This window comes from Stutzerimonas sp. 21-1, assembly GCF_056336065.1.
In genome coordinates, this window is sequence record NZ_CM150500.1 from 3,249,625 (window position 1) to 3,263,006 (window position 13,382).

10 protein-coding genes and 1 pseudogene are annotated in these 13,382 nt (G+C 58.3%); 1 reads left to right on the plus strand and 10 read right to left on the minus strand.

Annotated features, from left to right (window positions below; all coding sequences use genetic code 11):
• Window positions 1-13: 13 nt before the first annotated feature.
• The 3 genes from AC0ZJQ_RS15695 to AC0ZJQ_RS15705 form a co-directional block, all read right to left on the minus strand.
• On the minus strand, window positions 14-667 hold the full coding sequence (locus tag AC0ZJQ_RS15695; RefSeq protein WP_011914492.1) for a 3'-5' exonuclease: 654 nt from the start codon (window positions 665-667) through the stop codon (window positions 14-16).
• A 522-nt stretch (window positions 668-1,189) separates the two neighbouring features.
• A complete protein-coding gene (locus AC0ZJQ_RS15700; protein ID WP_003291462.1) occupies window positions 1,190-1,504 on the minus strand; it encodes a hypothetical protein in 315 nt (104 codons plus the stop codon).
• Window positions 1,504-1,908, minus strand: a complete 405-nt coding sequence (locus AC0ZJQ_RS15705; RefSeq protein ID WP_011914493.1) for a DUF6957 family protein — start codon at window positions 1,906-1,908, stop codon at window positions 1,504-1,506. Before AC0ZJQ_RS15705 ends, AC0ZJQ_RS15700 begins: the two co-directional genes overlap by 1 nt.
• Window positions 1,909-2,526: 618 nt before the next feature.
• Between AC0ZJQ_RS15705 and AC0ZJQ_RS15710 the strand changes: the two are divergent.
• Window positions 2,527-2,769 (plus strand): annotated as a pseudogene (locus AC0ZJQ_RS15710) (integrase arm-type DNA-binding domain-containing protein); the annotation flags it as partial.
• Window positions 2,770-3,145: 376 nt separating this feature from the next.
• Here the strand turns inward: AC0ZJQ_RS15710 and AC0ZJQ_RS15715 are convergent.
• The 7 genes from AC0ZJQ_RS15715 to AC0ZJQ_RS15745 all read right to left on the minus strand — a co-directional run bounded on the left by AC0ZJQ_RS15715 (window position 3,146) and on the right by AC0ZJQ_RS15745 (window position 13,378).
• On the minus strand, window positions 3,146-6,043 hold the full coding sequence (locus AC0ZJQ_RS15715; RefSeq protein ID WP_476476893.1) for a response regulator: 2,898 nt from the start codon (window positions 6,041-6,043) through the stop codon (window positions 3,146-3,148).
• A gap of 52 nt (window positions 6,044-6,095) precedes the next feature.
• A complete protein-coding gene (locus tag AC0ZJQ_RS15720) occupies window positions 6,096-7,361 on the minus strand; it encodes an EAL domain-containing response regulator (protein WP_476476894.1) in 1,266 nt (421 codons plus the stop codon).
• Window positions 7,358-8,404 carry a protein-glutamate methylesterase/protein-glutamine glutaminase gene (locus tag AC0ZJQ_RS15725; protein WP_476476895.1) on the minus strand — a complete coding sequence of 349 codons (1,047 nt, stop codon included), beginning with the start codon at window positions 8,402-8,404 and terminating at the stop codon, window positions 7,358-7,360. The genes AC0ZJQ_RS15720 and AC0ZJQ_RS15725 overlap by 4 nt, the downstream gene beginning before the upstream one ends.
• Window positions 8,401-9,228: a CheR family methyltransferase gene (locus AC0ZJQ_RS15730; protein ID WP_476476896.1), complete on the minus strand. Its 828-nt coding sequence runs from the start codon at window positions 9,226-9,228 to the stop codon at window positions 8,401-8,403. The genes AC0ZJQ_RS15725 and AC0ZJQ_RS15730 overlap by 4 nt, the downstream gene beginning before the upstream one ends.
• 5 nt (window positions 9,229-9,233) lie before the next feature.
• The gene (locus AC0ZJQ_RS15735) at window positions 9,234-9,749 is read right to left on the minus strand and encodes a chemotaxis protein CheW (protein ID WP_476476897.1); all 516 of its coding nucleotides are present in this window, start codon (window positions 9,747-9,749) and stop codon (window positions 9,234-9,236) included.
• Between the two features lie 8 nt (window positions 9,750-9,757).
• A complete protein-coding gene (locus tag AC0ZJQ_RS15740) occupies window positions 9,758-11,374 on the minus strand; it encodes a methyl-accepting chemotaxis protein (protein WP_476476898.1) in 1,617 nt (538 codons plus the stop codon).
• A gap of 63 nt (window positions 11,375-11,437) precedes the next feature.
• A complete protein-coding gene (locus AC0ZJQ_RS15745) occupies window positions 11,438-13,378 on the minus strand; it encodes a chemotaxis protein CheA (RefSeq protein WP_476476899.1) in 1,941 nt (646 codons plus the stop codon).
• Window positions 13,379-13,382: the final 4 nt, after the last annotated feature.

Consider the following 13,382-nt stretch of genomic DNA (forward strand, 5'->3'; position numbering starts at 1 on the left):
CCGTCCGCCCCTACTACGTCGGTTGCCTCGCGCTGAGCAGTAACTGCGCTAACCGTGCCAGATTACGCGCATCGTCGATGGCCCTGTGATGCGCACCCTCCCACAAAAGGCCCATGCTTTCCACTGCACACTTCAGCCCTAGCGCACGGCAAGCGAAAATCTTCCAAAAGCACTTCTTTAGATTGATATGACGGGCCGGATCCAGCAATACATCTACCCCTGCTCTGAAAGCGTCCTCCTTCAGCTGGTTTCGGTCGTAATCGCCCCAAGAGCACCAGCGCCAGCCTTCTGTATTTCGCGGCCTCAGCCATTCACCAAGCTGATCTTGTACCTCCGCGAAACGCTTTGCAGTATCGACGTCAGATTGAGATATGCCGGTCAGCCCCGTGCAAAACTCAGTTAGCGTGGGGCGAAGTAGCGGCCGGACAAACTGTCCGAAATGATCGACAATCCTGTACTCCAACTGAACATCCAACAGCCCGATGCCAATTTCGATCGTCTCCATCTCGTCGCGCTGGACCTCCAATACGTGAGCGTTCCGGGCCGCCTCGTTTAGGTCGGCAGGGTAGTCATCGCAAGTCGCTTCCAGATCCACGCAAAGTAACCAGCGACTTTCGCCAAGTTGTTGACGAAGCGCATCAAGTTGTCCCCAACGCTTTACCTGCATGACACCCCGCCCTTCTTTTCCTCAGAGGATATAAACCTACGAGCATCAGCACGGACCGTGGGCTCCGTTTTATAATAGTGACACGAGAAACGGATCACTGAATCGTTACCGGGGTTGCGTGTAAGCCTTTTGCCCTCTGTGCCAACAGCCAATCCAGTGACAGACGCCCGCCGTCTTCTTTGAAAGTCACAATAACGTACAAGCTGCCCGTGGCGGTAAACAGCGCCCAAAACCCGCCTTGCTCATGAGCTTTCAGTACATCGGAGGTCCGAACCCGGTGACCGTCCTGAAACCTTCCATACACATCCGCCCGCACGTGACGATGAACCACGCCGATACAACAGCCTGCGATTAAATAAGCGTCCGTGAGATACGCCGTAACTTCCCTACCAAAAGACATATCCATTGCTCGCGACAACGCGCCAGATACATCACGTGCTTGGTTGATACTTCGTTTAGTTGAACCCATCACGTCAGCACCCAAATTCGGATCAAAACTCGTTGCCTCCCCCCCACTAACGGCTAGCTGTCCAACCAATAATCGTCTCGAGCAATACGCCCAAACTTGTAGTCTTCATGCTGCGGGGCGTCGCCAAACAAATGATGTATGCGTCGCTCCTGTCGCAAATACGCCAAGGTCATGAAGAAGCAGGTTTCACACATCCGTACGCGATAACGCTCACCGTCATGTCGCGCGCCGTATCCCCAGTGCGCTTGCAGCACACCGAACTGTTCGCCGTACCCAGGCACTCGCATGGAGGTACCACAGACGTCGCAAGGCACATCGGGGTGTCGGTTGTCTGGTACGTCCATGCCCGCCAATATCTGTCTACGCATCAAAAAATCTTCAACACAGTAGTGAGCTCGGCGCTTTTGCGAGCCCCTGGGCCAGCAAGCACATATCGCGTATTGCGCGTTCTGAAAATGCACCCATCGGCAAACTCAATCAGTTGTGTTGTACGCACCCAGTCCCCCTCTTGGAAACGGTTGGCACTGTCGTACAACACGCGGCCGGCATACACCATCGCGGGCTGTTGCCCGGACGCCTGTAACGTTTCTCGTATCGCGTCAGGCACGATGAGATCGATCCAGATCCAGTCACGCACAACACAGAAAGGCACCTCGTCATGCAACGCAGCCGCTGAACCACGCGCGCACGCTTCTGCTAACGACATCTCGATACCAGGCATTACCTCACCCGGGGCGTATAACAAATGAGATATTTTCTTTAAATCGTCCATACCGTCTCTCTATCTGAACCATAGATGTCTAGAGGCAGAATCTGGGCAAAACTTCCCTACCTTGACAAAATTACCAAGTATGAAAAGCTTGCTTCCCAATGAGCGTCAGTTCTGACTTTTGATATATGGCCTGAGTCTAAAAGGCGAACAGCGCAACCCCATCAACCTCCATTATTAAACTAAGTACTTTATTCATCAATGCAAGCCTATGGCGTCGCCCCACTACGCTCAGTATTGGACAAAAAACAGCAACCTGAAACCAATGCAATAAAATAATCCAGCTCCAACGACCGCCCGTCAAGCACTTTTAGAAAAGAAAAAGCCAACCACTGACCATCGGTATTTGTAATACGTATATATTGACAAGGATTGCCAGAACTCATGCACCAGAAGAGCAAGAAGATAATCCTTATCGGACTTACCCTGGGCGCGGTCAATGACTATTTGAGACGTCCACGGACGTCTTTTTTTGTGCCTGAAATCCAGTAAATACGGGGCTTTCAGCGTTATCACGATCCGATAGCGTCCGACTGGATCCGCGAAACCCGGTATTCCAAATGGTATTCCAAGCATTCAGGTGGTAATTTTTGGAATACCAAAACCTCTCATGGAATACCAATGTGCGCTCAAGCCTCTCGCCTTTCTGAGCTCAAGCTCAAAGCTGCCAAGCCTAAGGAAAAGGATTACATCCTGGTCGACGGTGACGGATTACAAATGCGAGTGAGAAGCAATGGCTCTAGGCTATGGAATTTCAACTATTACCACCCAGTAACCAAGAAGCGCATCAACATGGGGCTTGGTGCATACCCTGAACTGTCACTTGCCCAAGCAAGGAAAATGACCGTTGAAGCAAGGGAGCTTCAAAATCTTTACTGTCTCGGTATCCTTTCATTTACTAATGCCCGGCAACCGACGCACGCTTATAGATTGCACCAACAAAAGCGCTTGGATCATGGTTCATCTTACAGCAAGCGAATCATAGCCCACGTTAATATCTCAGCCCAATTCTAAAATCACGACTGGTCTATCTAGGAACTGATAGACACGCTGCCATGACACTATTCATCACTCACAGCTCAGAATTAATCGCACGGAGATAATCAGCGTCGATTGTTTACGGCTGTAATTTTTAAGTGGATGTAATCGAAAAGGGTTACGGAAAAAATGTCGCCTGTCCTGAGACAGGAAATTTCCTGACGGCAGACATTACAGCCTTAAGCCGCCCCCGAGCGGATCATTACTTCAGGGCATCTCTTACAGCATTAAGTAGCCGGTCGAACTCGTGATTGAATCGAGTGAACTCATCGCTCCAACCAACGCTGCCACTAAGACAGGCTTCTAGTTCGATGCTGAGTCTCTGAAGTCGGCCAGCTCCTATAGTCCCCGCTATTGATTTGAACTTGTGAAGAATTTCCAGTGCCTCTTCTACCTGATTCTTCTCCAGGCAGCTCTTCAGGTCGTCAGCTACCGATGAATAATCGTCGACGAGGCGCTTGAGCAGATTGACGTAAAGTTCCTGATTGTTCAGCAAACGATCCAACGCAGCATGCTGATCGACCCCCGGGATCACGGGAAGGCGCACACGACCTACCGAATCGCCATTGGAGCTTTGCCTTTCCAAAGGCCGGCACAGCCACCGTTCAAGCATGGCCTCCAGATGTCGGGGGTCAACCGGCTTCGCTAGGAAATCGCTCATACCGACTGCCAGGCAGCGCTCACGATCACCGTGCATGTTGCTGGCGGTCAGGGCAATGACGGGCAGGTCGGGATGGTTGGGCCGAAGCCTTTGTACCGTCTCCAATCCATCCATGACCGGCATCTGGACGTCTAGAAGCACTAAATCGATGCCCTCCTGCGAACCCAGGCATCGCAGGGCATCTGCACCATTCGTCGCCATCACCACATCCAGCCCAAGTGAGGTGAGATGTTCGCGTGCCACATCTCGATTCAGCGGGTCGTCATCAACGAGCAATATCCGCTTACCGGGAAGAGAGGAACTGCTACTTGAACAGATATCCTGTTCCTCATCACCCATAACCTCCGGGACAATTTCCAACCTGAGCCGAACCCCGAACAAACTGCCCATATTCGGCTCGCTTCGCGCGATGATCTGCCCACCTAAGAGGCCAGCCAGCTGGGAACAAATCGCCAAACCCAGACCCGTTCCACCGTAGCGGCGGGTTATGGAGTCATCCATCTGCTGGAACGGTGTAAACATCTCGTCCAGCCGCTCTGCGGGCATGCCAATGCCTGTGTCCTGCACCTCGAAGCACAGCTCGCAATCGGTGTCGCGACGCTCCTCGAGACAGACCCGCAGAGAAATGCAGCCCCGATCCGTGAACTTAATCGCGTTATCCATGAAGTTAATGAGGATTTGTACGATTCGCAGCGGATCACCCTTGAACCAGCCGGGCAAACGGGGATCGACATCCACGATCAGCCGGATCGGCTTTCCGCTGGCCCGCTCCCAAACGATGTCTACGACGCTGTCCAGCAACCGGCGTAGGGCAAACGGAACACGTTCGACCTGCATCTCGCCCGCTTCGATCTTGCTGAAGTCAAGGATGTCGCCGACGACTTCCTGCAGATGCTCGGCAGACTTGAGAATCTTGTCCAAGTAGACATTCACCTTTGCCTCACGATTGCTTCGTCGGGCCAGATGCGCCAGGCCTACTACGGCATTGAGCGGCGATCGAATCTCGTGGCTCATATTGGCAAGGAAGTTGGCCTTGGCCTGGGCAGCAGACTCGGCCTGCTCCTTGGCTGCCATCAGCTCGGCGGTGCGCTCTTGCACCTGTCTTTCCAGGTCGGTAGCCAGTTCGCGCAACGCAAGTCGATCGCGAGCCTGATCGGTTTCCTCGATCGCTAGACTGCCTAACGCACGAAGCTCGCCCTTATTGTCGAGGATGGGGAAGGCAATCAGGCGGTAAGCTCGAAAATCGGCCTTGCCTTCGCTCTCTCCGCTCGATATGAACTGGCGTTCCTGGGGCGCTCCCGAACGCAAAGCCTCCCGCTGCGCCTCCCATACCGACCGGCTCAAGGGAGGCAGTCGGCTGCTCGACTCGACACCGCACAAGTCGAGGCTCCCCCAGCTCTCGACATCAGAACCCCGCACCGCGTTGTTCTCGAGTTTCACACGTCCTTCAGGATCGCGTATGCGCACCATCAGCGGCAGATGGTCGAGCACCTGTCGGTAAAGCGCTTCGCGCTCGGCCAAGCGCTGCTGGTCACGCCGAGTTCGCAATGTCAGCCAGATCACCAGGGAGACGGCTAGAAGGCATAACGCCAGGATCAGGTTGCGTCCAAGCCGGTAGGCGCCATAAAGCGGTCTTAGGTCATGCTCGATCACCAGCCCGAGGTTGAGCTCGTCCAACCATAATGCCGCGCCCGCTACCAGCGCACCCTCGTGATTGCGATAGCCCTCGTAATAGCTGACCGAGTTCTGGTCAGGCCCAAGTACCAGCCCATTTGGCAAGGGCGATGTATCGGCAATCGCAGCAGCCGTTAGGTGCATTCCATTGTCGTCTACGGCAAATACCCGGGTTTGTGGACCCTTGAGTCTTGCTAGCAACGAATCCAGTTCGTTGTCGAGCGCCAACCGCAGGCATAGAACAGGCGGACGGAACCCTTCTCCTTGTTCCATTGCAATCGGAGCACAGGCCATTTGCATGAGCGTACCTGACGGCAGCACCTGCCCTGCGTTCAGTAACGGCACAGGAGCCGGAAACGGGCGTGACATTGCTCCGCCCTCTTTCTGGCTCCGCAGCAGGGTCTCGGTGGCCAGTACGGGCAATGCGAAGTCACGTCGAGAGGTAAGGTTGCTGTCGCTTATCACCCGCAGGTTGCCGTCGAACAGTACGTGCCCGGCATACCCCTGTACTAGATACAGCGAGCGAAGATGTTCGGGCAGGTGTCCCAAGGCGTCCGGTTCAGCAGCCTCCAGTTGCATGGCTACCCAGGCACGCATGTCGTGCAGCTCCGCCAGCGTGCCGACAGCGATAAGGTGACGTTGCTGCCAGTACTGCAGAAGGCCCTGTATCACCACCATCTGCTTTTCGAATTGAGCGGCGTTATTGGCGGCCACCTTGCTACGCACTGTTTGTAGCGCCGCGATGGTAAGTAATACCAACAGCACGCAGGCGCCTATTGGCCCGAGTGGGAGGGAAAGCCTCATCATCCCGTACGCCTCACTGAGCACACCATTCACTGAGGGATGTGCGTCCCCTGTGCTGCTGGTGCCAATCTGCGAGCAGTTCGGCCGGCATCGGCCGTGCGAACAGGTAACCCTGTCCGGAATGACAACCCAGCAGCTCGAGCAGCATAAGATCTTCCTTGCACTCAATTCCTTCGGCTACACAAGGCAACCCGAGCTTGTGCCCAGTTTCGATCGCCGAATACAGGATCGCCCGTGCGCGCCGGTTCTGATGTGCCTCGCGGACGAAAGCACGATCAATCTTGAGCTCCGTAAAAGGCAGGCGTGAGAGTTGACGGAGGGTCGAGAAACCCGTGCCGTAGTCGTCTATCGAGAGGCCAAAACCCGCGAGGCGCAGACGTCCGACAGACGCTAGCGTCACCAGAGGATCATCCATCAGCGCACTCTCGGTGACTTCAAGGATTACCTGGGTGGGACGACATTGTGCGGTCGCCACCACATGAATGAGATCGTCGGCGAAATGACGATTAGCCAGCAAACTAATATCAACGTTCAGGGAGATGCTGACAGTCTCATCTTGCAAGTTCAGCAAATGCTGCATTGCTTGCCGCACGAGACTGAAGGTCAACTCGCAGAGCTGACCGCTTCCGGTAGCGAGGGGAATGAAATCAGCTGGCAGGATCAGCTCTCCTTCCGGCTCCTGCCAACGCGCAAGGACTTCGTACCCCGTAACGCTTCCGCTTCTTAGGTCGACTTTCGGCTGGTAAAACGGCCGGATGCAACCGTGCTTGATCGCTGACTCAAGCTCCGCCTCGGTAGGGCGAGATCGCATGCGCTCGCAGCCAACCTGCTCCCCCCGCCGATAGCCAGCCAGCGACAGCAGACGATGCAGGTCCCGGCCCTCGATCGGTTTTCGCAGGCTTCCGAGCAAGGGCACGCCGGCCGCTTGCAACATGCCCTCAACCGTACTGATCAACGCCTCTTCCCGAGCGCTTACGACCACTACCTCGCACAGAATCCGCTGCTCGCCCAGACGCTGCAGCAACTCAATGCCATTCATGCCCGGCATTTCCAGATCGACCAGCAGTAGCGGCAGGTCGTGGCGGCACTGCTGCAGCATAGCCAACGCAGCGCTTCCATCATCGGCCTGCTGGATGTGATGGAGGCCGAGCGTGTTCAACAGTGCACAGAGCAGCTCGCGCTGAAAGGGGCTGTCCTCGACAATCAGAACCTGCCGTTGTCGAACGACCTCCGGGAGGTCGTCCAACCCGTCCGCTATCAATGAGTTCAATGCTGTCACGATTTCTGCCCGTAATGAGCGATCCGCTCGGGCAGATCCTCCAAGTTACAAATCTGCTCTACGCCACCCAGCCGAATTGCCTCCTTTGGCATTCCGAAAACCACGCAGCTTTCTTCATCCTGAGCCAGGGTTGTCGCACCGGCCTCGCGCATGGCCTTCAAGCCTCGGGCGCCATCATCCCCCATGCCGGTCATGATGACACCGAGCGCGTTGCGCCCCGCCGCTTTGGCCAGCGAACGGAACAGCACGTCGACCGAAGGCTTGTGGCGTGAGACGGGCGGGCCGTCCTGCACCATCACCTGATATTGCGCACCATTGCGCCGGACACTCAGGTGCAAACCGCCCGGTGCAATCAGTGCCCGCCCCGGCAGGACGCGGTCGCCATCCTGGGCCTCGCGAACCTCAATGTCACAAGCCGCGTCGAGCCGCTGCGCGAACTGCCGGGTGAAGTTGGCCGGCATGTGCTGGACGATAACCAGTCCGGTGCAGTCCTTTGGCATCCGCTTGAGCAGATATTCCAACGCCCGCGTTCCGCCAGTGGAGGTGCCAATGGCAACGATCGCATCAGTGGTGCGACTCAGCGCCGTGCTGACCAAGGGCGAAACACCGCTGCTTGCGACCCCAGTCGGACGCGCCACGCGGCGCAGGCGGCTGGCAGCCGCCTGCCGCACCGTCTGCACCAGCTGCGTACGCTGTTCCTGGATGAACTGTCCGACGCCAGCGCCGGGCTTGCACAGGATCGCCACCGCACCGGCATCCATCGCATCCAGTGCGATGGCCGAGCCCTGTTCGGCCAGGGAGGAAAACACGATGGTGGCAATGGGGTCGTTCTGCATCAGCTGACGCAGGAACGTCACCCCGTCCATCCGCGGCATCTCCACATCGACCACCAGCACGTCGGGGCGCAGGGTACGCAGCTTCTGGAACGCAAACAACGGATCGGGCGCGACACCGATCACCTCAATGTCCGGCTCAGCCTCCAGCTGTTCGCGCAGCATCGAGCGCACCACGGCCGAATCATCGACGATCATCACCTTGATCATGCCGACACCTTCCGTGCTGCTGACGATTCCGGCGCACGGTAGATCGACGGCGCCAACTGCTGCAGCGGCAAGCGAATACCGGTCAGCGATTCGCAATGGCCGATGATCAGCCATCCGCCTGGACGCAGCGCCGCACAAAGGTTGCCGATCACCCGCTGACGTGTCGGCTGATCAAAATAGATCAGGACATTACGCAGAAAGATCACGTCGAATCCACCCGCCTCCGGCCAGGGGCACAGCAGATTGTGCTGCTCGAAACGCACTCGGGCGCGCAGCGCCGAATCGATCATCATCATTCCTTGATAAGAACCCGTTCCGCGCCGGCAGAAGCGTTTGAGGTAGTCGACCGGCAACAGTTCCAGGCGGTCCAGGCGATACAGGCCGCTACGTGCCTGCTGCAGCGCCCGGCCACAAATGTCGCTGGCTACCAGCTGCCAGCCGTCTTCACCCAGCTGATCGGCCAGCACCATCGCCAGGCTGTAAGGCTCCTCGCCAGTCGATGACGCCGCGCACCAGACCTTCATCGGCCGCTCGTCACAGCTGGGGATGATCTGGTTCTTGAGCCGGGCGAAATGTGCCGGCTCGCGGAAGAAGTAGGTCTCGTTAGTGGTCAGGCGGTCGAGCATCTCCGCTCGCTCCGCCTTCCCTGCCGGACTGAAAACATGGGCGAGATAGGCCTCGAAGTCTCCCAACCCCAGCTCATCGACCCGGCGCCAGAGCCGGCTGACCACCATCGAGCTTTTCTGCGCCGTGATGAGAATGCCAGCGGTCTGGTACAGCCATTGCTGGATCTGCTGAAAGTTCGCGGCGCTGAGCGGCTTCATCGGTGTTATCCCGCGACAGCGACATCGGCACCGGAACCCGCCTCGATGAGCGTTTCCAGCTCGACCAGCGACAACACCGAGGCGATATCGAGGATCGGGATGAAGCCCTGCTCGCGACGCAGCATGCCGATGACGAAGTCATTGCGCAGGCCGGTGCCGAACTGCGGCTTGCGCTCTACTTCGCCCGGCTCCACCTCACGCACCTCGGTCACGCCGTCGACCAGCACACCGAGCATGTGCAAGTTGTCGCCCTGCGCGACTTCCACGACCACGATGCAGGTTCGACGGTTGATGCGGGTGGGCTCCTGGCCGAAGCGTACCGACAGATCGAGCACCGGTACCACGGCGCCACGCAGGTTGATCACCCCATGAAGGAAACGCGGCGCCAACGGTATCGCCGTGACCCCGGGGTACTCAATGATCTCGCGGATGGCGTGGATCCCCACGCCATAGGTTTCGCCACCCAGGTTGAACATCAGATACTGACGTACCAGTTCGAGATTTTCCTCGGACTCAGCCATGGAACACCTCAAAAGCTAACGAAGAGTTTTTCGTCGACGGCATCCGTCGAGGCGACGACCTGCTGCGCACCGCGAGGGCTCGTCGGACGCACGCTGCGCGCATTGCCCGAAGCCCGCTCCGCACGCTGCTCGGTTTTGAAGAACTGCATGACACTCTGTAGTTGCAGCGCCTGGCTGCTCATCTCATCGGCGGTAGCGGAAAGCTCTTCGGAGGCCGAGGCGTTGGCCTGGGTCGTCTTGGAAAGCTCGACGATGGCGCCGTTGATCTGATCGATCCCGGAGCGCTGTTCCTGTGACGCGGCAGCGATTTCCTTGACCAGATCGGCGGTCTTGCCGATGGACGGCAGCATCTCTTCCAGCAGCGTGCCGGCACGCTCGGACATCTTCACGCTGGACCCGGCCAGTGCACCGATCTCCTGCGCCGCCACCTGAGACCGTTCGGCCAGCTTGCGGACCTCTGCGGCCACTACGGCGAAGCCCTTGCCGTGATCGCCGGCACGGGCTGCCTCGATGGCCGCATTCAGCGCCAGCAGGTTGGTCTGGTACGCGATGTCATCGATGATGCTGATTTTGTCGGCAATGGACTTCATGGCGTCGACGGTTTCGCGTACCGCCTCGCCGCCCTCCTTCGCCGAACTCGCGGACTGAGTGGCCATGCTGTCGGTAAGGCCGGCGTTTTCCGCATTCTGTGTGACGGTGGCTGCGGTCTCCTCGATGGAGGCGCTGATTTCCTCGACGCTGGATGCCTGCTCGGTCGCGTTCTGGCTGAGCGTGCCGGACGAGGCGGAAACCTGCTCGGAAGCCGAAGCCAGCGAGTTGGCAGAAGCGGTGACCTGGCCGATGACATCGGTCAATCGTGCGACCATGCCATTCATCGCGGCGAGCAGGCTGTCCTCGTCGCCCTTGCGCAGGTTGACCTTCACCGTCAGGTCGCCCTGAGCAATACGCTGCACGACATCCCGAGCGTAATCCGGCTCACCGCCCAGCTGACCCACGACCACACGGGTCAGAAACAGGCCGAAGAGAATCGCTGCCAGCACCGCTAGCGCGATGACGATACCCATGACGACCTTCATCGAGGCGACGGTATCCGCAGCCGCCTGATCCGCTGCGGCGCCCTGCTTCAGCATCTCGGCCACCAGCGCCTCGAAATTGCTTTCGATTTCGTGGGAGATCGGCCGTAGCGACCCGTTGATGATGGCCATGCCTTCGGCAGTCCGATCCTCGCGCGCCAGCGCCAGCGCGCTCTGCACTCCGGCAATGTAGGTATTCAGACCCTGCTGGATCTTGTCGGCAATCTTGATTTCTGCGTCGGTCATCACCGTCTTGCGGTACTCGTCGAACGCTTCCTGCGAAACCTGACGGTACAGGATTGCACGCTTGACGGTTTCCTCTCGCTCGACACCTTCCTGCGTCAATAGCCGCAGCGCGGTGCGCGTGTAGATCAGGTACTGGCTGTAGGCATTCTGCGCTTTAGCCGTCGCCACCAGGTTGTTCTGGTACAACCCATTCAGCGATTGACCGATCGAGATGATGTTGCTCAGGCCATAGAGGCCCATCCCCGCAGCGATCAATGCCAACGTGAAGAATGCGCTGAGCAGCTTTTTAGCCAGACTGAGTTTCATGAACCAATTCATCGTTAGCCTCGAGCTTGAATCGAAAAAGAAGTTGAACGACGGAAACGTCCGTCACGCGGCGCTGCTGACCAGCGCGGGAATATCGAGCAGCAGGGCAACACTGCCATCGCCGAGAATCGTTGAGCCGCTGAAGCCGCGCATGCTGCTGAGCAAGTTGCCCAGTGGCTTAATGACCGCCTGGATCTCACCGACGAAGCGATCCACCACGATGCCGGCGCGTTGCTCACCGCACTGCACCACCACTAGGCATTCGCGAGCGCTCGGTTTTCGCGCTATGTCGAAGCGATCCGCCAGACGCAGGTAGGGCAAGGGTTGCCCGCGCAGATTGAACACATCGCTGCCGGACTGTTCGCTGAACTCCAGGCATTCGACGACCAGATCCAGCGGCAGCACGAAGTCGGCATCACCTACGGCGACCTGGAAGCCATCGATGATCGCCAGGGTCAGCGGCAACTGGATGCGGAAGGTCGAGCCTTGGCCGGGATTGCTCTCGATATCCACGCTGCCACGCAATTGCTCGATGTTCTGGCGCACCACATCCATGCCCACCCCTCGACCGGACAGATCGGTCACCTTTTCCGCGGTGGAAAACCCCGGCGCGAAGATCAGGTTGTGGACGTCACGCTCGGCTAGGTGAGCGTCTTCCTCAACCAGTCCGCGCTCGATCGCCTTGTGCAGGATGCGCTCGGTATCCAGGCCGCGGCCGTCGTCGCTGATCTCGATGACCACGGCACCGGAGCGATGATAGGCATTGAGCGACAGCGTGCCCTGCTCCGGCTTGCCGGCAGCCCGGCGAGCCTCGACCGACTCGATGCCGTGATCCATCGCATTGCGCACGATGTGCAACAGCGGGTCGGTCAGCTTCTCGACCATGGACTTGTCCAGCTCGGTATCGGCGCCACTGACCTTAAGGTCGATCCGCTTGCCCAGTTCGCGGCACACGTCGCGGACCACCCGTGGAAAGCGCTGGAACACCTCGCCGATGGGCACCATCCGCAGGTTCAGCGCACGATCACGGATCTGCTCGACCAGCTGCCCCACGCCCTCCAGCAGCTCGCTGAGCTCCGGGTCATGGCGGCTGGCGCTATGGCTGTTGCAGGCCGAGTTGCGAATGACCAGTTCGCCGACGGCGTTGATCAGCTCGTCGAGCTTGCGGGCATCGACCTTGATGAACACCTGCTCCGCCGCACGTATCCGAGCATTGTCCATCGTCTCGCCCTGGCCGCGCTCCGATACATCGACCAGCACGCCGGGCGCCTCGAACCCCGGAACCTCAATGGCCGACAGCTCCTCGATCAGGATCTCGCAATCCTGTTCGATGAACTCCAGCGCCTGTTCGATGGTGCTGCGCGCGACATCCGCCCGCAGCTCGAGCACGAAGCCCAAGTGGCAACATTCGGGGTCCAGTGCTTCCAAGGTTGGCAGGCCATCCTGCAGCACCTCCAGAGAGAGTACTTCGCCCATATCGGCGAGGTACTGGACGAACGGAATGGGATCCAGGCCATGCGCGAATATCTGCGGCTCCGGACGAAGGCAAATTCGCCAATGCCCTCCACTAATTACGGAGGCGCCAGCGTCGGAATTCGCGATCGGCGTCAGGTCGTTGCCCAGATAACTGCTCAGCTCGCTGCATAGCGCGGCGCGCAACACCGGATCGGGATCCTGCGCTTCGCGACCGTCGGCAACGTTATCGAACAGCCGGCTCAGGTAATCGCCGCAATTGAGCAGGAGAGAAACCAGTTGCGCATCGATGGCCAGCTCGCCTGCTCGTACATTCACCAGCAGGTTTTCCATCAGATGGGTGAAGTCGACCACCAGGTGAAGGTTGAACATGCCCGAGGAGCCCTTGAGCGTGTGCGCCGCGCGGAAAATCGCATTGATTCGCTCGCCGTCGGATCCATGTATCTCGATAGCCAGCAGCGCCTGCTCCATCTCGGCCAGCAGCTCGCGTGCTTCGTCAAGCAGCACGCTACGGACGGCTTGCATATCCATGAAG

Excerpts from the sequence above, each read along its gene's own strand:
- AC0ZJQ_RS15695 (WP_011914492.1), bottom strand. The coding sequence starts at position 667 with ATGCAGGTAAAGCGTTGGGGACAACTTGATGCGCTTCGTCAACAACTT.
- AC0ZJQ_RS15700 (WP_003291462.1), bottom strand. The coding sequence starts at position 1,504 with ATGCGTAGACAGATATTGGCGGGCATGGACGTACCAGACAACCGACAC.
- AC0ZJQ_RS15705 (WP_011914493.1), bottom strand. The coding sequence starts at position 1,908 with ATGGACGATTTAAAGAAAATATCTCATTTGTTATACGCCCCGGGTGAG.
- AC0ZJQ_RS15725 (WP_476476895.1), bottom strand. The coding sequence starts at position 8,404 with ATGATCAAGGTGATGATCGTCGATGATTCGGCCGTGGTGCGCTCGATG.
- AC0ZJQ_RS15730 (WP_476476896.1), bottom strand. The coding sequence starts at position 9,228 with ATGAAGCCGCTCAGCGCCGCGAACTTTCAGCAGATCCAGCAATGGCTG.
- AC0ZJQ_RS15735 (WP_476476897.1), bottom strand. The coding sequence starts at position 9,749 with ATGGCTGAGTCCGAGGAAAATCTCGAACTGGTACGTCAGTATCTGATG.
- AC0ZJQ_RS15740 (WP_476476898.1), bottom strand. The coding sequence starts at position 11,374 with ATGAAACTCAGTCTGGCTAAAAAGCTGCTCAGCGCATTCTTCACGTTG.
- AC0ZJQ_RS15745 (WP_476476899.1), bottom strand. The coding sequence starts at position 13,378 with ATGGATATGCAAGCCGTCCGTAGCGTGCTGCTTGACGAAGCACGCGAG.